Source organism: Pseudoramibacter faecis (genome assembly GCF_036289405.1).
GTDB lineage: Bacteria > Bacillota > Clostridia > Eubacteriales > Eubacteriaceae > Pseudoramibacter > Pseudoramibacter faecis.
Window position 1 is genome coordinate 31,957 of the sequence record NZ_JAYFFI010000007.1, and the last position, 21,447, is coordinate 53,403.

19 protein-coding genes and 1 riboswitch are annotated in these 21,447 nt (G+C 54.4%); of the genes, 9 read left to right on the forward strand and 10 right to left on the reverse strand.

The features are described from left to right. Nucleotides 1–3 precede the first annotated feature (3 nt). The 3 genes from cobT to thiC form a co-directional block, all read right to left on the reverse strand. A complete protein-coding gene (cobT, locus tag V3C63_RS06550) occupies nucleotides 4–1,077 on the reverse strand; it encodes a nicotinate-nucleotide--dimethylbenzimidazole phosphoribosyltransferase (RefSeq protein WP_329887001.1) in 1,074 nt (357 codons plus the stop codon). A gap of 81 nt (nucleotides 1,078–1,158) precedes the next feature. After that, on the reverse strand, nucleotides 1,159–2,451 hold the full coding sequence (bzaB, locus tag V3C63_RS06555; protein WP_329887002.1) for a B12 lower ligand biosynthesis ThiC-like protein BzaB: 1,293 nt from the start codon (nucleotides 2,449–2,451) through the stop codon (nucleotides 1,159–1,161). Nucleotide 2,452: 1 nt separating this feature from the next. Further along, nucleotides 2,453–3,766 (reverse strand): phosphomethylpyrimidine synthase ThiC, encoded by a 1,314-nt coding sequence (thiC, locus tag V3C63_RS06560; protein WP_329887003.1) that lies wholly within the window; start codon nucleotides 3,764–3,766, stop codon nucleotides 2,453–2,455. Nucleotides 3,767–3,880: 114 nt separating this feature from the next. After that, nucleotides 3,881–4,079: riboswitch (cobalamin riboswitch) on the reverse strand. Between the two features lie 65 nt (nucleotides 4,080–4,144). Here thiC and V3C63_RS06565 point away from each other — a divergent pair. Then, nucleotides 4,145–4,342 carry a hypothetical protein gene (locus V3C63_RS06565; RefSeq protein WP_329887004.1) on the forward strand — a complete coding sequence of 66 codons (198 nt, stop codon included), beginning with the start codon at nucleotides 4,145–4,147 and terminating at the stop codon, nucleotides 4,340–4,342. A gap of 127 nt (nucleotides 4,343–4,469) precedes the next feature. On the opposite strand, the gene V3C63_RS06570 is transcribed toward V3C63_RS06565, so the two are convergent. From V3C63_RS06570 to V3C63_RS06585, 4 genes are read right to left on the reverse strand one after another with little or no spacing between them, the layout of a single operon-like run. Then, nucleotides 4,470–5,603, reverse strand: coding sequence for a metal ABC transporter permease (locus V3C63_RS06570; RefSeq protein ID WP_329887005.1), 1,134 nt, complete (start codon nucleotides 5,601–5,603; stop codon nucleotides 4,470–4,472). Then, nucleotides 5,600–6,481: a metal ABC transporter permease gene (locus V3C63_RS06575; RefSeq protein ID WP_329887006.1), complete on the reverse strand. Its 882-nt coding sequence runs from the start codon at nucleotides 6,479–6,481 to the stop codon at nucleotides 5,600–5,602. Before V3C63_RS06575 ends, V3C63_RS06570 begins: the two co-directional genes overlap by 4 nt. Next, complete coding sequence (locus V3C63_RS06580; RefSeq protein ID WP_329887007.1) at nucleotides 6,468–7,199, reverse strand: metal ABC transporter ATP-binding protein; 732 nt, start codon at nucleotides 7,197–7,199, stop codon at nucleotides 6,468–6,470. Before V3C63_RS06580 ends, V3C63_RS06575 begins: the two co-directional genes overlap by 14 nt. A 34-nt stretch (nucleotides 7,200–7,233) precedes the next feature. Beyond that, on the reverse strand, nucleotides 7,234–8,178 hold the full coding sequence (locus V3C63_RS06585; RefSeq protein ID WP_329887008.1) for a metal ABC transporter solute-binding protein, Zn/Mn family: 945 nt from the start codon (nucleotides 8,176–8,178) through the stop codon (nucleotides 7,234–7,236). A gap of 219 nt (nucleotides 8,179–8,397) precedes the next feature. On the opposite strand from V3C63_RS06585, the gene V3C63_RS06590 reads away from it, so the two are divergent. Next, the gene (locus tag V3C63_RS06590; RefSeq protein ID WP_329887009.1) at nucleotides 8,398–9,921 is read left to right on the forward strand and encodes a chitobiase/beta-hexosaminidase C-terminal domain-containing protein; all 1,524 of its coding nucleotides are present in this window, start codon (nucleotides 8,398–8,400) and stop codon (nucleotides 9,919–9,921) included. 35 nt (nucleotides 9,922–9,956) lie between these two features. Continuing rightward, nucleotides 9,957–10,718, forward strand: coding sequence for a formate/nitrite transporter family protein (locus tag V3C63_RS06595; protein WP_329887010.1), 762 nt, complete (start codon nucleotides 9,957–9,959; stop codon nucleotides 10,716–10,718). Between the two features lie 115 nt (nucleotides 10,719–10,833). Here the strand turns inward: V3C63_RS06595 and V3C63_RS06600 are convergent, their stop codons facing one another. Further along, on the reverse strand, nucleotides 10,834–11,460 hold the full coding sequence (locus V3C63_RS06600; RefSeq protein WP_329887011.1) for a hypothetical protein: 627 nt from the start codon (nucleotides 11,458–11,460) through the stop codon (nucleotides 10,834–10,836). A 211-nt stretch (nucleotides 11,461–11,671) separates the two neighbouring features. Between V3C63_RS06600 and V3C63_RS06605 the strand changes: the two genes are divergently transcribed. From V3C63_RS06605 to V3C63_RS06615, 3 genes are all read left to right on the forward strand, one after another. Then, nucleotides 11,672–12,460, forward strand: a complete 789-nt coding sequence (locus V3C63_RS06605; protein WP_329887012.1) for a helix-turn-helix domain-containing protein — start codon at nucleotides 11,672–11,674, stop codon at nucleotides 12,458–12,460. A 172-nt stretch (nucleotides 12,461–12,632) separates the two neighbouring features. Beyond that, nucleotides 12,633–13,223, forward strand: coding sequence for a hypothetical protein (locus tag V3C63_RS06610; RefSeq protein WP_329887013.1), 591 nt, complete (start codon nucleotides 12,633–12,635; stop codon nucleotides 13,221–13,223). 5 nt (nucleotides 13,224–13,228) lie between these two features. Further along, nucleotides 13,229–13,360: a hypothetical protein gene (locus tag V3C63_RS06615; RefSeq protein ID WP_329887014.1), complete on the forward strand. Its 132-nt coding sequence runs from the start codon at nucleotides 13,229–13,231 to the stop codon at nucleotides 13,358–13,360. A gap of 84 nt (nucleotides 13,361–13,444) precedes the next feature. Here the strand turns inward: V3C63_RS06615 and V3C63_RS06620 are convergent, their stop codons facing one another. Beyond that, nucleotides 13,445–16,213 carry a UPF0182 family membrane protein gene (locus tag V3C63_RS06620; protein ID WP_329887015.1) on the reverse strand — a complete coding sequence of 923 codons (2,769 nt, stop codon included), beginning with the start codon at nucleotides 16,211–16,213 and terminating at the stop codon, nucleotides 13,445–13,447. Nucleotides 16,214–16,366: 153 nt separating this feature from the next. Continuing rightward, entirely contained in the window at nucleotides 16,367–17,461 is a 1,095-nt protein-coding gene (gene mutY, locus V3C63_RS06625) for an A/G-specific adenine glycosylase (protein ID WP_329887016.1), read from the reverse strand. A gap of 366 nt (nucleotides 17,462–17,827) precedes the next feature. On the opposite strand from mutY, the gene V3C63_RS06630 reads away from it, so the two are divergent. From V3C63_RS06630 to V3C63_RS06640, 3 genes are all read left to right on the forward strand, one after another. Further along, a complete protein-coding gene (locus V3C63_RS06630) occupies nucleotides 17,828–18,415 on the forward strand; it encodes an ANTAR domain-containing response regulator (protein WP_329887017.1) in 588 nt (195 codons plus the stop codon). Nucleotide 18,416: 1 nt separating this feature from the next. Beyond that, nucleotides 18,417–19,835 carry a sensor histidine kinase gene (locus V3C63_RS06635; protein WP_329887018.1) on the forward strand — a complete coding sequence of 473 codons (1,419 nt, stop codon included), beginning with the start codon at nucleotides 18,417–18,419 and terminating at the stop codon, nucleotides 19,833–19,835. A gap of 160 nt (nucleotides 19,836–19,995) precedes the next feature. After that, nucleotides 19,996–21,447: an ethanolamine ammonia-lyase reactivating factor EutA gene (locus tag V3C63_RS06640; protein ID WP_329887019.1), complete on the forward strand. Its 1,452-nt coding sequence runs from the start codon at nucleotides 19,996–19,998 to the stop codon at nucleotides 21,445–21,447.

Consider the following 21,447-nt stretch of genomic DNA (forward strand, 5'->3'; position numbering starts at 1 on the left):
GCGTCAGTTCTTTTCGGTCACGGCGGCTTCCTCAAAGGTGAGGATGTCGGTCATCGAGCGGGCGGCGCACGCCACGATGTGCATGGCCACGGCCGCCCCGGTGCCCTCGCCCAGGCGCATGTCGAGATCGAGCAGCGGGCGGATGCCCAGGGTCTGCCACATCAGTGTGTGCCCTGGCTCTTGGGATTTGTGGGCGGCGATCATGTAGTCGGCCGCCGCGGGGCACAGGGTCTTGGCGATGAGGGCGCCGGCGGTGGAGATAAAGCCGTCGACCAGCACCGGCGTGCGGTGGTAAGCCGCGCCGAGGATGGTCCCGGCGATGCCGCCGATATCGAAGCCGCCGACCTTAGCCAGCACGTCGAGCCCGTCCTCCGCGTCGGGGCGGTTCAGCGCGATGGCGTCTTCGATCACCTGAATTTTGTTTTGTAGGCCGGCGGCGTCCACCCCGGTGCCCCGTCCGGTGACGTCGGCGACGGGAAAGCCGCCGATCACGGCGAGAATCGCCGCCGAAGGTGTGGTGTTGCCGATGCCCAGATCGCCGGTGGCCAAGAGCTTCACCCCGTCTTCGGTGACGGCCTGACTGGCCTCATTGATGCCGGCTTCCAGGGAAGCAACAGCCTGTTCGCGGGTCATTGCCGGGCCTTTTCGCATGTTGTTCGAACCGTAGGCGATTTTGCGGTCGATGAGCACGCCCTTTGCGATGAGATCGGGGAAGTCGCCCTTCACGCCGAGATCCACCAGGTGCACCTCGGCGCCGGCCGCCCTGGCCAGGATGTTGATGGAGGCCCCGCCGGCGGCGATATTGGCGAGCATTTCCTGGGTAACCTGCTGGGAAAAGGCAGAGACGCCTTCGTCGGCGACGCCTTCGTCCGCGCCGCAGGTGATGACCAACTTCTTCGAAACGTCCGGGGAGAGGGTGCGCTGCATGCTGCAAAGCCGCACGCCGATTTCCGACAGGCGGCCGAGGCTCCAGGGCGGCACGGCTAAAGCCTCCACCCGGCCTTTGGCCTTGGCCTCCCAATCCTTATCCGCGGGGGTGATGCCGGCGAGAACGGCGTTCAGGGATAATTTTGCCATGATTTTGCTCCTTTATGCTTTGTGTTTGGTAAAACGCGAACAGGCAGGCGCTCTTGCCGCTGCCTGTTCGGCAATTAACGGTCAGGCGTTGTCGCCGAAGAAATAATCGTAGGCCACGTCGGCGGGGCAAAGCCCCTCCGAGCAGGCCGCGCAGTGGCCGTGTTTCGGCTCCTTCGCAAGACGCTCGCTCAACACTTCTGGCATCAGGGCGTTGTCGATCTGTGCCGGCACATCATTGTCGACCCGGGCCTTAGCCATGGCCAGGGAGCGGTTCCAGGCGCGGCCGCCGCGGCGCAGCACGTTGGCGCAGTCGGCGGCGATGCGGGCCGTGCGCACGCCCATCACCACGTCTTCTTCCGTCGGCAGGCCGAGATGCTCGGCCGGGGTGAGATTGCACAGGAAATCCGCGCCGTGCATCCCGGCAAAGGCGCCGCCGATGGCACCGGTGATGTTGTCGTAGCCCGGCGCGACGTCGGTGGCCAAAAAGCCGAGGATGTAATAGGGCACGTTGTGGCAGAGGCGCTTTTGCATTTGCATCGTGGTGGCGATATGGCTGAGCGGCACATGGCCCGGCCCTTCGATCATCACCTGCACGCCGGCTTCAATGGCGCGTTTGGCCAAATCGCCCGCCACCATCAGGCCGGCCATCTGGGCCGCGTCGAGGGAGTCGAAATTGGCCCCGGGACGGATGGCGTCGCCGATGGAGAGCACGGTATCGGTGGATTTGAGGATTTCGAGCACTTTGTCGAATTCGGTATAAAGGGGATTGTCCTTTTGATTGTAGTGCATCCAAGCGGTCATGATGGAGCCGCCGCGGGAGACGATATTGGCCAGCCGGCCGGTGCTTCTCAAAATATCGAAAAGCTGCATGTTGTAGGCGCTGTGAACGGCCATGAAATCCATGCCGTCTTCGCATTCCTTTTCGATCACGTCGAGCAGATCCTGGCTGGACATGGCGACCATGGAGCCGTGTTTTTCGATGGCTTCGTTGGCCGCCTGATAAACCGGCACGCAGCCGGCGGCGATGTTGGAATTGGCGATGGATTGTTTGCGCATGCCGTCGATGTCGTCGCCGGTGGACAGATCCATGAAGGCGTCGGCGCCGGCTTCCTCAATCAGCTGGAGCTTGCGCTTTTCCATGGCCTTGTCGTTGCGGTCGGAGGACGTGCCCATCAGCGAGTTGACCTTGATGTCGAGGCCCTCGCCGATGCCGCAGATTTTGCTGCGGTTGTGGCGGGTGTTCTTCGGGATCACGATGCGGCTGTCGGCCACGCGCTCGCGGATGTATTCCGGCGTCACGCCTTCCTGGAGGGCGACCCGTTCCATTTCTTCAGTGGTGCGCCCGGCGCGGGCTTCTAACATTTGTGTGCTCATTTTAGGCCTCCTGGGATTCAAAGGTCACGGCGTCTTCGCCGTTCATCACTTTTTCGACGATGCGGGCGGCGCAAAGTTTGCCGCACATCGTGCACTCGCTGGCAAAATCGTCGGAGCGTTCCCGCCACATGCGTTCGGCGGTTTCCGGATCCATGGCCAGCTTGAATTGTTTGGGAAAGTCCATGGCGACGCGTGCTTCGGACATCTGTTTATCCCAGTCGACGGCGGCGGGAAGCCCTTTGGCCACATCGCCGGCGTGACCCGCGATGCGCGAGGCCATCACCCCTTGATAGACGTCGTCGGCAGAGGGCATGCCGATGTGTTCCGCCGGGGTGACATAGCACAGGAAATCGGCGCCCTGCCAGGCGGCGATGGCCCCGCCGATGGCCGAGGTGATGTGGTCAAAGCCGGCCGCGGTGTCTGTCGGCAGCATGCCGAAGATAAAGTAGGGCGCGCCGTGGCAGAGCTTCTTTTCGAGCTGGACCGTGCAGGCGATCTCGTCCATCGCCACGTGGCCCGGCCCTTTGACCATCACCTGGACGCCGGCTTCTCTTGCGCGGCGAACCAGGGTGCCGATGAGCACGAGCTCTTCCACCTGGGCGGCGTCGAGGGAATCGGCGACACAGCCCGGGCGCATCCCGTCGGCGAAGCTGAGCACGACGTCGTAGCGGTGACAGATGTCGATGATCCGGTCGAAATAGGTGTACATCGGGTTTTCTTTCTGATGATGGATCATCCAGCCGATGAGGTGGGAACCGCCGTAGGACACCAGCGGGTCGATGCGGCCTTCCTCCTTGGCGCGCCGGATGACGTCCAGGGTGGTCGCCGGGTGCATGGCGAGAAAGGCCACGCCCTGGCTCGCCTGGCGTTCAATCATTTCGAACATGTCGTCTTCGGTCATGGCCATGGCGGTGCCGTGTTTGTCGGCGGCTTCTGCCAGAGTTTCGTACATCGGCAGGGTGCCGACGGGGCAATCGACGGTGGCGAGGACCTTTTCGCGCATGGCCTCGATGGGCCCGCGGACGGAGAGATCCATGATGGTGTCGGTATGGGCTTTGATGGCGGCGTCAATTTTGGCCATTTCGCCGTCGACGGTGTCGCCGGCTTCATACAGGCCCACCGAGGCCGAGATCTTGGTAAAGAGGCCCTTGCCCACAGCGACGGGGCGGATGTTTTCTCTAAAACTGTGAAGAATGACGATGGTGCCGTCGACCATGCCCTGGCGAATCACTTCGGGATCGATGCCTTCGTGCTCCGCACAAGTGCGCATTTCGTCGGTGATTTCGCCAGCGCGTGCTTTTTCAAGTAATGTCATCTGCTTCTCCTTTGATTTGTGAAGTGTTGGTGCCGTTTCGGCCAGTGCCGGGCTTTCGTGACATCAAAAAAGCCCATAGCCGAAAAAAGTTCGACTATGGACTTTACCGTCATCCATGCATCATCATTCAAGGCAGGTCTCCTGACTGACAGCCGGCGCTATGCGCGCCAGGTCCGCCCCTTCCCGCCGGCGATGTGCTGTCGGCAGTGGTTAACAGCGGATCCCAACTGATCACAGTGATGGGTTCGCTCGGGATTTGCACCCGATTCCCTATTCTCCCCGTCGCCGGGGCACCTTCAATGGGTAATCTTATTATAGAACAAGCCATGCGTGAAAACAATGTTAATTTGTGCGCTGTTTTCGGAGACGGCGCAGGTTTTGGATTTGAATTTGACGGGAGAAACGGCAGGCGAAATCAAAAGAACATTTTTAAACGCATTCAGAGAAAAAATAGCGGAAGAAAAAAGCGCATTGCGCGGAGCGCAGGCGCACAAAAAAATGGCAATAAAAAAATGCCGGTGTAGGCGCACCGGCGGAAGTAATAAATCAGCAACATTTAATTCATACTTCAATTAAATTTTACGACAGACCTGAAAGCCTTTCAAGCAGTTTCATAATGAAAATGCGCACATATATTTTAGGTTAAGAAAAAAATAAACGCGTTAACGGTTATTGAAAAGCGACGGCTTGCCTTTTGAAAGGATCAGAGATTCTGCCGGAGCCTGTGATATCGGCAGAGTCCCTTTGGCGTCAGCAGGTACTGCTGGTTTTGGACAGTCAGCAGACCGTCGGCCGCGAGGATGCCGGCGTGGCGTTCGATCATCGACGGCTGCCAGTGCAAATGATGTTTGATCGTCAGGACCCCGTTTTCGCGGAAGGCGTCGGGGGTGCCCATGTGATTGCCGATGTGTATCGTCAATAAATCAAGATAAAGGCGGCGGCGCTGCTTTCGCCTGCGAAGCAGGGTGGTGACCAGGCCGTCCTTGTGGAGGAAGAAGGTCAGCAGGGTGGTGCCGCCGGCCACAGCGGCGGTCATGCCGGAGACGGATACATTCGCTGCGAGGGCCAGCAGATAACCGATGATCGTATTGGCTGAGGCATAAAGCACGCTGATGAGAAGCATCTGCCGGAGATCCTTGCTGAGCATGTAGGCGCTGGCATTGGGCGCGATCAAAAAGCTGACGACCAGGATGGCCCCGACCGCGTCAAAGGCGATGACGGCCGTTAGGGAAGAAAGGGTCATCAGAGCATAAAATAAAAAGGGAGAGGAAAAGCCGAGGGTGATGGCAAATTCCCGATCGAAGGCCGTTAGCTTGAGCTCCTTAAAAAAGATCAAGATAAAGGTCAGGTTGACACAAAAAACCAGTCCCATGGCGATCAGCGATTTGGGCAATGAGTAACCCAGCACGGTTATTCGGTACAGGGGTGCCATGATAACCTCTCCCATGAGCACCATGTCCGTATCGAGGTGGACGTTGCGGGCATATTTTGTGATGAGGATCACTGCGAGCGCAAAGAACAAAGGGAAGACGATGCCTACGGCGTCGTGATTGCGGATCAGGCCGGTTTTGGAAAGCTGCTCCACGGCCATCACGGTCAACACGCCGAAAACAGCGGCCCCGATGACAAGCCAAGGCGAACGCAGATCGTGCACCGCAAAAAAAGCCAGCACAATGCCCAGCAGGACCGAATGAGAGATGGCGTCTGAGACCATCGAGAGGTGCCGGAGGACCAAAAAAGAGCCAATGAGCGCACAGGTGACGGCAGTGAGCCAGAGGACCCACAGGGCTTCGTTGCCCATCAAAAAATCTTTTAGCAGGGTGATGGCGGTCATCATCGGTAGCGCCTCCTGATTCTGAATCTGGCAAGGCCGCCCCGGGGGCCGAAGACCAAAGAGATCAGCGCCATCAGGCTCATCACCACGATGATCACGGGTCCGGTGGACATGCCATTGCATATCGTCGATATATAAGTGCCGACAAGCGAAGATGTTCCGCCCGAAAAGGCGGCAATGATCATCACGCGGTCGAAGCGACTGCTCCACTGCAGGGCGATGATGGCCGGGATGACAAGCAGCGAGGCAATCAAGATTGCGCCGATCAGTTTTAATCCCGTGGCGATCACGCTCAGGGTCATCAGCACGGTTATCCCCGAGATAATTCCGGAAGGCAGGCCAATGACGGCGGCATATTCGCGGTCAAAAATAGAAACCTTTATTTCCTTATAAAACAGGAGCAATAGCAGCAAGATTCCCAGCGCAACGGCGAAGATGACTTTGATATCGCCGCGCATGATGAATGCGGCCTGCCCGAAAATATAGTTTTGAAGCCCTGCCTGGGAAGCCCGGCCATAACGGGAATTTCCCTGGATATAGCTTTTGAGAACCATGCCCATGCCAAAAAAGGCGGAAAGCACGACGGCCAGAATCGCATCGAGATCAAGCTTGGAATGTGTGTTCAGCAATTGAATAAGCAAGTATGCGACGGCGCCGGTAAAAAGAGCGCCCAGGAGCAGCACGGCGGGACTGCGCTGCAATGCCAGCATAAAAGCAAAAACCACACCGGGAAAGGTGGCATGGCCGATGGCATCCCCGATCAGAGATTCGCCCCTGAGAACATTGATGCAACCAACGGCACCAGCGGCCGCCGCGAGCAGAGAGGTTCCCAGGGCTACGACGATAAAGGCATAACTGGTTAAAACATTAACGTTGAGCATAGGATCCTCCCACCATCATCGCCCGCTCGAGGTTGGCCGGCGTCAAGACATCGCTCACGGGCCCCTGGGCGATGACGTTTCGGTTAAGAATGACGACGTGGTCAAAATAATCCGCCAGGGTGTTTAAATCATGATGAACGACAATGGCGGTGCGTCCTTCCTTTTGCAGGGTTTTAATGAAATCAATGATGATACCCTCGGTTTTTTTGTCGACGCCGGCCAGGGGTTCATCCATTAAATAAATGCCGGCATCCTGGGCGATGGCCCGGGCGATAAACACCCGCTGCCGCTGGCCGCCGCTGAGCTGCGCAATCTGTCGATGCTGAAGATCCGTAAGGCCCATTATTTCAATGGCTTGGGAGGCGGCCTGTCGGTCCCGGCGGCCGGGCCTTCGGATCCAGCCGACGCGGTTGTAGCGCCCCATCAAAACGACGTCCAAAACATTGGTGGGGAAATGCCAGTTGACTGTGCCTGTCTGCGGGATATAGGCGATTTTTTTCAATGCTTTTTTGATTGGCAGGCCGTCGATTAACACCTTGCCCGATAAAGGGCGCTGAAGTCCCAGAATACCCCTGAGCAAGGTGGACTTTCCGGCGCCGTTAGGCCCGATGATGGCCGTTCGCGATCCGGCCGGAATCTGGATGTCCACATCCCAGAGAACCGGCGCATCGTGATAGGCCATGGTCATATCCTCAATGGTGACGATACTGTTGTTCATCGCATTTCCTTTCAAAGCTGTTCGAAACTGCCGGTTATTTCAGGTAGCGGACTATTAAATCTACATTGTGGCGGTACATGCTCACATAAGTATCGCCCGCCTGTCCCCTGGGTGCCAGAGAATCGGAGAAGAGTTGTTCGCCCTCAGACTTGACCACTTTCACATTAAAGCCTTTGGCCCGGCAGGCTTCTCTGAGCTTTTCCATCCGGGCAGGATCGGTGGTGGACTCGGCAAAGATGGCTTTGATGCGGTGGGCAACGATAAAATCGGCGGTGTCCTCAATGTCTTTGTTGGCTACTTCGCTGTCTGTGCTGACGCCCTGGGGCGCGCGAACGAGAATGGCGTAGCGTCTCGAGAAATAATTAAAAGCATCGTGCGGCGTGATAAGATAACGTTGTGATTTTGGAATTTGTGCGAGTTTCGATTTATTTTCCCTATCGAGGGCCGTTAACGTTTTGAGATAAGCATCCCGATTTTTTTCGATTTGTGCCTTCTTTTCGGGCATGGTTTTAATCAAGGCGCTGGCGGCGTTTGAAGTCGCTTCTTTATAAAGATCGATGTCGAACCAGAAATGGGGATCCTGAACGCGCTTCCCTCCTTCTTCCATGCTGCCGATTTTTTCGAGGTTAAAGGTTTTGCTCACGGCATAGCCTTTTCCTTTGAGCGCATCCTGCATTTTTCCCTCAAAGTGAAGCCCGTGGTAAAGAACTAAGTCCGCGCTTTGAATTTTCCGAAGGTCCTCCGATTTGGCGACATACAGATGCGGATCTTCTCCGGCGGGAATAATAAGTTTGAGGTGGACATTCTCACCAGCGAGATGCTTAACCATATCGTACAAAAAGGAGGTCGTGACAGTAACCGTCTTTTTCGACCTTTTCGACCGATACTCGTTGCGTTGATGATTTTTTTCGGATATTCCGCAGGCGGCGACAGCTAAGAGAGTGATGCTGATCGCACAGATCGCTAATAACTTTTTCATGAAAACCTCCAATAAAAAACATTAAGTTAGAAATGCCTAACATCATTCTGATTGTACGATAGGGTTATCAAATTGTCAACCAGCAAATCAAAAACGTCCTAAAAAACGACAGAGGTTAAAACGCACAGCCGGATCGAACGGATTTTAAATGCTTTCTTAAATGGCAAAAAAGAACTTGTGCTATAATAAAATAAATTAAAACAAGAATGGAGAGAAAAAATGTTCTGCAGACATTGTGGAAAACCGATCATTGCAACGGATCGTTTTTGTAAGCATTGCGGCAGTCCCAACGCATTATTTCATTCCGACGAATTGGCGCCGTCTGATCTAGATCGCGATCAGGGAAAGGCACTCGATCTGTCGGAAGTTGAGGCGGTTGTGCGTCCGGCATCCAGGGAAGGAAACACAGCAGTCGGGAAGCGTCGCTGGCGAAAAAGGATGAGCGCACGGCAGGTGTCGGGGGCCCGACCCGGCGACGAGGAAGCAAAGCCTGAGCAAAAGATTGTGCCGCCGGTTAAAAAGAAAAAGCCGAATCTAAAGGCTATTGCTGTGGTGGCGGTGTTGATTTTGGTGGCAGCTGCGGCTGGCGGTTTGTTTTTATGGCTGCAAAACAACCAATACACACATGCGATGCGTGCCGGTGACAGTTATCTAGATGCGGCCAAATACAAAAACGCGAGAGCAAGCTATGCCCAGGCGTCTCGGATCAAAGCGCGCAAGCCCGACGGTTATGAAGGACAGGCTGCGGCAGATATTGGTCTGGGTCAATATCCGAATGCGAAAAAACAACTTAACGCGGCGGCTAAACGCGAAAGCACCACTTATGGCAAGGCGCTGTGGGCGGCTCTTTACACTCGGACGAACAGCAAACGGGCGGCTGTGGCTAAACTCAATCAGGTGGCAAAAGCCGATGACATCAACCGGCGTGCCGGTGTGACAGCCGGAGACGTGGCCAGACGTCTGGGGAAATACAACACGGGGATCAAGATTGTCAATAAGGCTTTGAAAAACGTGACATCTAAGAAAGATAAAAAATATTTGTATGATACCTTGATCGATCTTTATGTGACGGCCAATAAGAGTAATGACGCCATCAGCGATTTGCTGAATCGGGCCGCAAAAGCCACCGGCGATACGAGCTATATTGACCGCCGGGAAACGCTGCTGGTGGGCAAGCCGGTCTTTAAAGACGCGTCCGGCACTTTTAACGCCGGATTTAAGCTGGGTATCAAAGCCGGAAAATCCGGAGAGACCATTTATTACACGACCAATGGGGATGCACCAACCAAGGCATCCACGCGCTATACCGGGGCCATTGTGCTGCCGCCGGAAAATACGACGGTGATCCGCGCGGTGGAATACAATAGCAGCGGCCGCAAAAGCCGGACGGTTAAAGGTGTTTATACCATTCGGGCTCTGTCCGCGCCGAAGGCCCAGACCTGGAAGGATGTGGAAGATGTGAACGGGATGGACGCCAAGAGCTTTAGCTGGAACAAAGTTTCCGGCGCAACGGGCTACGACACAAGCATCACCCTGCTGCAGCCGGGCACATCAAAGGTGATTCAGGGCGAAAACCGGGAGGCCGACAGCACTGCGGTGACCGTCACAACGAGTGATGCCGGTTATATGCTTAAAGGAAAGGTGCGGGCCTACATCGAAATTGACGGCACGCGATATTATTCGGCGTGGAGCAACGAAGTCAGCGTCGACAACGGTTATGAGGCGACGCTCAGTCATCCGTAAAAGGCGGGCATTGCAAGCGATTGAAGGAGAATACCATGTTTACGGAAACCTATGACGCGACGGCCCGCGCAGCCGCGGGGAAAGTCCAATTTTTAAAAAGGAATCCGCTGGGTTATTGGATGATGGCGATGATGGCGGGCATCTATATCGGGATCGGGGTGCTGCTGAGTTTTACCATCGGCGGCCAGCTGGCCGGCGCATCCTATACAAAAACGGTGATGGGCCTTGCTTTCGGGGCGGCACTGAGTTTGGTGGTCATTGCCGGTGCAGAACTTTTCACCGGGAATAACCTTGTGATGTCCGCAGGGCTTTTGCAGAAAAAAGTGACCTTGGCGGAAGTGATTCGCCTTTGGGTTATCTGCTGGGCGGGAAATCTGGCCGGCTCCTTTCTGTTGGCGCTCATTTATCGAGCAACCGGCCTGGGAACCGGCGCCGTGGCGGCCTTTATGGCGAACGGGGCGTTGGCAAAAATGAGCGCCGGCTTTGTGCCGCTTTTGATGCGGGGCATTTTGTGTAATATGTTGGTCTGCCTGGCCGTGTGGTGCGGCACAAAATGTCAGTCGGAGTCCGGCAAGCTCATCATGATTTTCTGGTGCCTGCTCGCCTTTATCACCACCGGCTTTGAACATAGTGTTGCAAATATGACCTTGCTGAGCGTCGCGATGTTCAGTCCGGCCGGTGCGGCGGTTACCTGGTCCGGCTATTGGTTCAATCTGGGTGTGGTGACGCTGGGGAATATGATCGGCGGCATCGTTTTGGTGGCCATTCCCTATTTTTTGGCGTCCCGGAAAAAATAAAAAACAGTGGATATTTCCTGGGAAATATGGATAACAGGCATCAAAAAAGGCTGTGACAAAAGTCACAGTCTTTTTTTGATGCCGATGCTTGGAAGTGGAACGAACGGTTACCTGTTTACTTGAAATTGTTGATGACGCTCTGGAAAACGCCGAGCATTGTATCGAGCATTTTATCGTTTGGATCTTTGATTTTCCATTCGTCTTTGACCTTTTCCATTTTGATCGTGACGGTTTTACTGGCGAAGTTTTTATCCTTGGCCGCTTGGTCAATATCGGTTTTCAGGATGTCGACGGTCTTTGCCATCATGGCATTTTCGTCGGTGGCAATCGTGGGATTCGCTGCCGCGTAGATCACAAAGTTCTTGTACCATTTGGGAACGACCTTGTTCATATCCACATTGGTTATCTTGACGCGGAGAGTCACGTTGTTGTCGTTGACTTTCTTGGATGAGAGAATTTTGTAGTCGAAATGGGCAAACAAGCTCTTGACAATTTGCCGGGCGGCCTTTTTTGAGCCGAAAATTTTATCGGCATCGCCGTAAAAATCCTTTTTGCCGTTGTGTTTGCTAAGGGTCTTTGCATCTGCCGATTTCAGGGTGAAAAAGGTTTTTTCCAAAGAGGCCTTGGCCTCCGATTCGGGATCGGGCCCGCAACCAGTCAGAGAGAAGACCAAGACCAGGGCGAGCAGCAGTCCGGCCAGGACACGCCAGGTTATTTGGGCGGTTGTTTTCTTTTGCATCATGATGAATCCTTCCTTTCTTAATTCCTAAATTTGGATTTCTTGAACGACGGAACGCGGACATTTGTGAGAGACCGCAAATCGGAGATGCGATCCTGTTTATTCTATATGTATAATGAAAACGTGAAAAAGAAAGATGTGCCAAAGGACTGTCAATGACAAACCTTTGGCACAGAAGGCAGCACCGGGGAATCAACTGTGGAAAGGATACGTCATGTTCAGTGAGAGACTCAATCAACTCATGGCCGTTCTCGGGACGAATAACTCCGAATTGGCGAGATACGCGGGATTTGACCACACCAATATCAGCCGAATGCGCAGCGGTGCCAGGGTGCCGAAAGCTACGAGTGCCAGTTTGTCTAAATTGGTGCAGGGGATCGGTCAATTGGCCAGAGATCGGGGGAAGTGGGCGCGGTTGGTTTCCGTAACAGATCAGGACGAGGCGGCAGATTTCGAACAGGGTCTTGCGGATTGGCCGCTTGAAGGGGAAGAAACCTCCCGGAATCAGGTGCCATCGACCGGAACGGCAGGCCCCTTTTATCGTTTCGGCGAAGAGTTGGATGCCGTTATGGGGCTGGTGGGGATGGCCAATGTGAAGCTAAGCCAGAAGCTGAATGTGGATGCCTCGCTGATCAGCTGGTTTCGCTCCGGAGCGCGTTCGCCAAAATCCAATCCGGCACTGGCGATCCGGCTGTGTGATCTGCTTTACGACCGGGTAACGGCCATGGGCCGGCAAGCCGCCTTAGCTCGGCTGATGGGAGTGGGAGCGTCGGAGGCGGACGAGGGCCATTTTTTCTGCTGGCTTTGTGATTTTGACGCCTTTGAAGCGGATTGGGCGGCGGCAGCCGGCCGGCTATTAACGGCCTTTGATGCGGATTTTTCCGAAGCCGGCGAGGGACAAATGCCGCCGCTGGATGCAGTGACAGCACCTGATTCAGCCGGTGCTCAGCCGGCATTTATATCGGGGCGGCTGGGCTTCGAACGGCGGTTCTTCGCATTTTGAGGACGGCCCTTTGCCGAAATGCCAAAATGCTTTGGCCGTATTCCGATCAGCCCGATGGATTGGCTGGTGTCGGATTCGGCCTTCCACGCAAAATGGGCCGCGTTGATGTGGCCTGTGTTAAAAGGGGCATGCGCATCCGAATGATCCACAGCATCGACCGGGGCTCGGCGAGATGCGGCCCGCCATTCGCAGCTGGCTGCCCCTTTATATGTCCGGGATGATGGAGCCTTTTTCCACACCTTCTTTTTATGTCCGGGCGTTGCCGCAGTTACGGCTTGCCATGTGGCAGGCTGCGAGGGACGGGTCTCTATCATTACCACGAGGCGGTGTCAAGCCTCGTATCCGTCGAACGGGCCTATTGCGGGCTGTTCGCCCAAGCGAAACCATTAATGTGTATCGGCGAGACGGCGGCGTCTCCGATGCCGAAAGCGGGGTGACGGTGATCCAAAGCGGGCCGTCGCTGGCGACCATGCCGGAGGATTTGCCCGCAAGCTTTGGCTCGGAAACTCTGATGGCAGCGTGGCGAAAGCAGCAAAAACATTATGCGCATTGGCTTCAGGAAGGCTATGTCTGTGAGTACTGGCCCCGGGCGTCCGACGCGGCGGTTGCGGCCGGACAGATACGGGGGGGGGCGGCGCCGAGCGAATTGATAGTTTATACGCCGTCACAATACGAGGCGCATCTGCGTCATCTGAAAGCATTGCCCAAGGCCCACGCCAACTATTATTTGTATATCCTGCCGGCGTTGCCCCTTCGCCGGTGAAACTGGTGATCGGCTCGGACACGACGCTGGTAATGCATCAGTCGCCGCCATTGGTGACCTTTCAACTCGATCATCCGGCGTGCCGGGCGTTTCAGGCCTATGCCTATCAGATGGAAGCACAGGCGCAGCTCTTTTGAAGTTGAAAAGGGGGAAATAAAATTGCATAAATAAAAATCCCATGCGACAGTTACGGCGCATGGGATTTTTGTGTTGCGGTGTGTCTATTTGGTCTGCTCGGAGAGTTTGGCCAGCACCGATTTCAGCGCTTTGATCTTTTCGCCATAGGTGGCCCAGTCACCGGCCTGCTGGGCTTTGGTGGCCTCGGTGTACAAGGTGTTGGCCTGCTTCACCAGCGCTTTGATGCTCTGGCTTTGTTTGCCGGACTGGTTTTGCGTTTCGGCGGCCGTCGGGGTGTCGGCCGCCGCATTCGTGTCGAATATTTTGGCCAAGGCATCATCGAGGGTGCCGGCCATCACAATTTTATTTTGGTAGCAGACGATCACTTCTTTGACTTCCGGCAGGTTGTTGTCGCCGGAATCCGCCTGGATATAGATGGGCTTGACATAGATCAGGCCCTGCTCGATGGGGATCATCAGCAGGTTTCCCCGCATCACATTGGAGCCCTGCTGCCCCAGCAGGGTGAGCTGCGGGCTGATGGTGGTATCCTGGTCGATGCGCTGTTCCACCTGCATCGGGCCGTATACCAGGCTGGATTTGGGGAATTGATAGAGCAGCAGCCGGCCGTAGTCGTCCCCGTCGGAGACGCCGGCGAGCCAAGCGATGGCGTTGTCTTTGTTGCGCGGCGTGAAGGGTTTGGTCAGCATGAACTCGGTCTGCCGGCCGGGCAGCTTCATAATTTGATAGTTGGAGCCGATGGCCTTCTCGGTTTTGCTGGTGCCATAAAACTGATGTGCTGCGCTCCAGGCGTCTTCTTTGTTGTAGAACACCTGGGGATTAGTCATGTGATAGGTGGCGTAGATTTTGGCCTGCACATCGAAAACCGTTTTGGAATAGCGCAGGTGCGCGCGCAGCCCCTTGGGCATCTGATGGATGTTCTTGACGAGTCCCGGAAAGATTTTGGCATAGGTGCTCAGAATCGGTTCGTCGGCCACCTGGTAGAAAGTTACGTCGCCATTGTAGGCATCGACCACCACCTTTACCGGATTCTTGAGGTAATTATGGCCTGCGCTGTCGTAGGGCTTGGCGTAGGGATAGCGGTCGCTTTTCACAAAGGCGTCGGCGATCCAGTACAGCCGGCCGTCCACGATGGTCATATAGGGATCGTTATTATAGGCCAGGAAGGGCGCGATGGTTTTGATGCGCGCCATGACGTTGCGATGGATCAAAATACGGCTGTCGCTCGAGATTTCAGAAGAAAAGAGGATTTCCGGCGAGCGCTCGTAAAGGGCGAAGGCCAGCCGGTTAAAGAAGTTCAGCCGGATGCCGGCCCGGCCGGTGTAACGCGTTTCGGCGTTGTTGTCGCCCTTGGGATAGTCAAATTCTTTGGAGGCCGCGTTCACCACGCAGTATTCGTAATGTCCCTCGCCGAAATAAATCCGCGGCTGGGTGATTTTGAGCGCGGCGGCGCGGCTTTGGGGCGGGATGTTTTTAACCGTGAGCTCCGGCTGGCCGACCTCGTTGACCTTGTTGACCGGGGACACGGCCATGCCGAAACCATGGGTGTACTTCAGATGCTGGTTGACCCAGGTCTTGGCGTCGCTTGCGAGGGCGCTCGTGTCCATTTCCCGCTCGCCCACGAAAACTTCGGTGAGATGGCCGGCGATGGGGTAGCGGTCCACGTCGACATCGTCGAATTTATAATAATTGCGAATGCCCTGCAGCGAATTGTACATATCCCGAGTGGGCTTTTGGTCGTTGATGGGAATGTTGGCGATGGTGGTGCGGTTGTTCTGAATATCGGCAGCGGTGATTTTTTGGGTGGGCGCGTATTCTTTGACGGTCACGTCGTCCAGGCCGTAGGCATCCCGGGTGGCCTGGATATTTTTCTCGACATAGGGTTTTTCGCGATTGTATTGGTTGGGCACAACCGCGGCGTATTCATAAATACTTTGAGTGATGCCGCCGAGGATCATCACGGCGATGAGCACGGCGGGACCGATTGCCAGGCGGCGCAGTTGCCCCCTGCGGCCGTGGATGACAGAAAACACGGCGAAGAAGAGACAGAGCATGATGCCGATGATCAGCACCGGCCGGCCGATGGCAATATCCGAAGCGCCGGCGCCGAAGACCATGCCGGTTCCGCCGTAGACCATTTCGAACAGACGGATGAGCAGGCCGAGGGCAGCGAGCAAAAAGAAAATGCCCACAAAGCGTCCGAGCTGATCCGCGATGAGGTGCAGGAAGGATTTGCCGGCGCGCTGCAGCGCGTCGCCGAGAGCCGGGCCGCGTCGCCAGGTGCCGGGATCCAGATCGCTGTCGCGGTAGAGCGCATAGAGGATGTAAAGCAGGGTGAAGAGCGCCAGGACGGCAAAGCAGCTCAGCAAAACGGTATGCAGCGCTTTGAGCATCGGCAGCGTGAAGAAATAAAAGGAAAGGTCCAGCCCGTAAAGGGGGTCGGTCTTGCCAAAGCCGGAGGAATGGGTGGAGAGCAGCCATTCATTCCAGGTGCCGGCGGCCACTTTCTGCGCGATGAAAAGCGCGACCAGGGCCATCACCAGCCGCAGCCCCAGCCGCTCGGAACGCTGGAGCACCCGAGGCGATCTTTGGGTATATCGGTCGGCCAATGCCCGCAGATAGCGCAGATAAAAATGCAGGACCACCAGCAGGACCGCAAAGACGGGGGTGCCGATAGCCAGCTTGGTCAAAAGTTCCTTCCAAAAGACATTGAGATAGCCCATTTGCCGGAACCAGAGAAAGTCGACGTAAAACCGGTCGCCGGCCATCAGCAGGCCGAGGATGATCAGGACGACGAGCAAAACCGCGCCGGCGATTTTGCGGTTGGAGTTTAATCGGGATAGACGGGATTTCATGGGAGACCTCTTTTCATCAAATGTGCGGCACGCCGCAAAGGAATCTAAAATTCTATTTTTAAATATTATACGCCAATACCCGGGGTTTTGAAAGCAAAATCAAAGTGTTGAAATCGACGCGGTAAAAAACGCCCGCTCAGCGGGCGTGCGGCGTCACGATTGTTTGAGCAGCGGCAGCAGTTTGGAAAAGGCCGTGGGCAGGGCGTAGGTTCGGCGCAAATCGTTGCGGTCGGCGACGACGCAGCCGTCGGGGAAGGCGTCAACCGTGTAGTGATAAACGCGCATGCGCCAGGTGCGGTGGGTAAAGACGTGCTTGGCCGTACCGAGATAAAGGCCCTGCATCGGTTGGTCCAGCCGTGCGCTGAGGGCGGCGTTCAAGGGGGCGGCGCTGTCATCCGCTTCGACAATGGGCAGGCCCCACAGTCCGGCGAGGAGGCCTCCCGTCGGGCGTTTTTCAATTAGCAGGCGGCCGCCCATATCGGTGACGAGCGCCACGGCCATGGTGAGGGTGCGATGGCGGACTCTTTTGGTTTTGACGGGCAGAGATTCGGTGCGGCCGCAAGCCAGTGCCCGGCAATGAATCCGCCAGGGGCAGAGCAGGCAGGCAGGGGCGTTTGGCGTGCACACCAGTGCGCCGAGCTCCATCAGGGCTTCATTAAAGTCGCCGGGGGCCTCTTTGGGCATCAAATCAGTGACGACGGCGCCGATTTTCCTTTTGGCGTCGTTGCCCGCGATGTCGACAGGCCAGTCGGCGAGTCGGGTGATGACCCGCATGACGTTGCCGTCCACCGCGGCAACCGGCAAGCCAAAGGCGATGGACGCGACGGCACCGGCGGTGTAGGGCCCGATGCCGGGAAGGGAGAGAATATCGGCGTAGGTCGCCGGGAAGCGGCCGTTAAAATCGCTTTGGATGGTCTGGGCTGCCTTGCGCAGATTGCGTGCCCGGGAATAATAGCCCAGGCCCTCCCAGGCTTTGAGCACAGCATCTTCTTCGGCGGCGGCTAAGGTCGCGACATCTGGAAATTGATGGATAAAACGCTCGTAATAAGGAAGCAGGATGTCGATCTGTGTTTGCTGGGCCATGATCTCGGAGATCCAGATGGCATAAGGATCTTTGCGGCCCTGCTCGTCAGCATGGCGAAAGGGCAGATCGCGCTTGTTCTCGGCAAACCAGGTAAGGAGTGCCTTTGTGATGAAAGGGATGTTGAGGTCGCAGAAAATTTTAGACGAATGGAAGACAGTTGGCATGTTAATTTCCTTGATTGTGAATGCGTGCGGTCCGTGCAATTAAGAACGATTTTAGTTTAGCATAGATGGGGATATACATCTCAAAAATTTGCAAATAAGCGCTGATAATCTTTAGAAAAATCGTTGACAAGAAAAGAGGGAGATGGTAAACTATTACATGTAAATTACAGACCTGAAATATGAAAATAGCAATACAAACATTGCGGCGATCTGCGGAAGATGACAAATAAATAAATGATTGAGTGATGTAGCCCTTTCAAATGATTTACGGCAATGCTGCTGTAATGCAACTTGAAAGGGTTTTTTTGCTAAAGTTTAACAGATGGATTTGCTTGCTACAGGAGCAAAAACAGAAGGGGAAAAGTCATGGATCGATTAAAAAAGGTATCGCTTGTTATCGCGGATGACGAACCAATTTTACGGATGGATTTACGGGAAATGCTGGAGGATCAGGGATACGAAGTGGTCGGTGAAGCGCCGGACGGCTTTGATGCCATTGAAATTTGTCGAAAGACACATCCAGATTTGGTTTTTCTCGATATCAAAATGCCGATTGTAGGTGGATTGGAGGCGGCCAAGGTCATTAACGAAGGGCACCTTGCCGATGCCATTATTATGCTGACAGCATTTACATCGCTGAGTTATGTCGAACAAGCCAAACAAAACGGTGTTTGGGGATATCTGGTAAAACCCATTTCGGAAGGGGATCTGATGCCGGCGATCGAAATTGCCCTGCGACGAAGTCAGGAAATTAAGCAGTTGAATCGGCAAATTCAGAAAGTGGAAAATCGTCTGAAACATCGGATTCAAATTGAACGAGCCAAAGGATATTTAATGGATAAAGGAAAATGCTCAGAGAATAAAGCATATCATATCATTAGACAATTAAGTCGCGAAAAGAATGTTCCTATGGAACAGGTGGCCTCAGTAATTTTGCAGCGGGTGTCAATCTGATATGAGGTTGGAATCATTATTGCGCCGGCATACGACATTGACAAATGATGATATTAAACTGCTGGTTTCCGTTGAGAATTTACTGCAGTCCATTGCGAACATGACGGAATGCGACGTCTTTATTGACTGCGTGACGAAAGATCATAGCGTTTTAGTAGTGGCCATGGCGGTACCGGAGACGGCGCCAAGTGCTTATTCTTCAACTGTCGTTGGGCAATATGCTTTGGCGAAGGATGAGCCCGGGGTTGACCTCACTTTTAAGACCGGAATGGCGACGCGCAAAATGAGAGGAGTCACCCAGGAAGGGAATCCGGTGGTTCAGTCAGTCGAACCGATTTACAACCAGTCGCGGCTCATCGGGGTGCTGATACAAGAACAGCGCTTTCAAAAATCAATGGAATCCGAAAACGTATTAGACCTTGATGGTTTGGATCAATTTATCCCGCAGGCAGAACCGGCATCGTTTGCCGGCTATAAAGATTCCCTTTATCTAACAAAATACATTGAAGAGGGATTGCTCATTGTCGATGAAAAGGGAAGAATTCGCTTTTGTAATCAATATGCGGCTGATATTTATCGGAGTTTTGGCTTTGGTGAACATTTGACGGGACAAAGCTATCGCGATTTTTGTCTGGTGAATTGGGATCCGTCGACATCGGAAAAAGTTACCAGCCAAGAGGTAGAGATCAGCAATAAGTATTTCATTATCCGCCATATTCACTTGAACCTTGAAAGAGGGGGGGAGGCAGCGGTTCTTATTAAAGACGTGACAACAGAAAAAGAACAAGAGCGTGAACTGGCTTATAAAACGCTTGCGATGCAGGAGATTCATCATCGCGTTAAAAACAATCTTCAGATGGTCGCTTCCATTTTGCATTTACAGGGAAGACGCAGCCGGAATACGCAGACCCGAGAAGCACTGAAAAAATGTGAATTGCGAATCATGTCCATTGCGGCGACGCATGAACTTTTGTCTAAAAGCGGTCTGAACGATGTTAAGATCAAACGGGTGCTTCAAAGCGTTCGGCAGAATATTCTCAACGCGGTGGATCCGGAGCTGGAGCTAAGGATTGAAATTAAAGGTGACGATTTTGAGTTGAGATCAGACAAGGCAACCAATATCGCGCTTGTGGTGAATGAAATTCTTCAGAATTCGGTTAAACACGCTTTTGTCGGCAGAAGCCATGGGAAAATTAAAATTACCATCGTCTGTGATCAGACCATCTGTGGTCTGGACATTTGTGATGATGGATGCGGCTACGATGTTAATCAGCCGCATAAGGACAGTCTTGGCATATCCATTGTCAGTTCAATTATCTCAGATAAGTTACACGGTCAGGTGCAGGTTGATTCTGATGAAACGGGAACACGAACCGCTATTTGCTGGCCGATAGAGACAACGGAAGAAACAAAAATCTAAATACAACAAAATCAGCCGATGCGGGGCAGCATCGACCGAGAATCCGAGGCGGCGCAGTCCGGGAAACGAAAGGTTATTTTTCGTATCCCGGATTTTTTGTTGCCTTGCAGCACTGCCCCGGAGAGAAGCCTCATGATAGCAAAGCAAAAAGAAAGCAGGGATGTTAACAAAAATGAGCATGGAAGAAAAGATCAAAAGTGTTGGCATTGATATCGGCACATCGACCACGCAGATGATCTTCAGTGAATTGACTATTTGCAATACAGCAGGCAGTTATACTGTGCCGCGTATCCACATTGTCGACAAACGGGTGGTTTATCGGTCGCCCATTTATTTTACGCCACTTATAGGGGAGGCATTGATTGATACCAAGGCTATCGAAAAGATCTTGCGAAAAGAATATGCGAAAGCGGGCGTGGCGCCGGAAGATCTGCAGACGGGCGCAGTCATCATCACCGGGGATTCGGCGCGCAAGGAGAACGCAGACAGCGTGCTCCAGGCATTGAGCGATCTGGCCGGCAATTTTGTGGTCGCCACCGCTGGACCAAGTCTGGAATCCGTGCTTTCGGCAAAGGGCGCCGGCACGGATGGCCTTTCAAAAGAAAAGCGAAAGGTGATCGCCAATATCGACATTGGCGGCGGGACGAGCAATATCGCCGTGTTTGACCGAGGGAAACTGATCGCGACGGCTTGCCTCGATATCGGCGGGCGTCTGGTGCGCGTCGATGACGGCCGCATCACGGCCGTCTTTCCCAAGATTGCCGAACTGGCTCAACGCCGGGGCGTTCCTTTACACGTTGGTGAGCCGGCAGATCCGCAGCAGCTTGAAAAACTTTGCGATGTCTTGGCCGACCATCTGATTCAAGCCGTTAATGGCCTGGCGCGTACGCCAGATCACGACAGCCTCTATACGAATGATGGGGCGCCGCTGCCCCAGACGCTTCATATGGATGCATTGACTCTTTCGGGAGGCGTAGCGGAGAACGTGCGCCGGCTCAATGCCGGTGAATCGTTGGAATCCTTTCTTTATGGAGACATCGGTGTCCTGCTGGCAAAGGCACTGAAGCATCGGTTTGAAAAAAGTGAAGCGCCGGTTTATGAAGCCCGGGAGACCATTCGGGCGACAGTAGTCGGCGCCGGCAGCCATACGGTGAATGTCAGCGGCAGCACGATTCATTACGAAGCGAACACGCTGCCCATCAAAAATATACCAGTTTTAAAAATAGGAGAGGAGGAAGCAACAGATCCCAAAAAGATCACGGAGACCATCCGCAACAAGCTGTCGCTGTTTGGAGGGGGTGAAAGCCCGGTAGCCATTGGGCTCTCGGGGATGGCCTTTTCGACCTTCGCCGCGATTCAAACGTTGGCCGAAGCCATTGTAAGCGGGGCGAAAGCCGTTATCGAAGGATCAGCGCCCCTGATCGTCATTGTGGAAAATGACATCGGGAAGGCGCTGGGCAATGCGATGGCGCTTCGAATCGGAGCGCATAAGCCGATCATCTCGCTGGACGGCATTTACGCCGCGGCCGGCGATTATATCGACATCGGCGAGCCGGTGGTCGGCGGACGGGTCTGTCCGGTGATTGTCAAAACCATTATTTTTAACACTTAG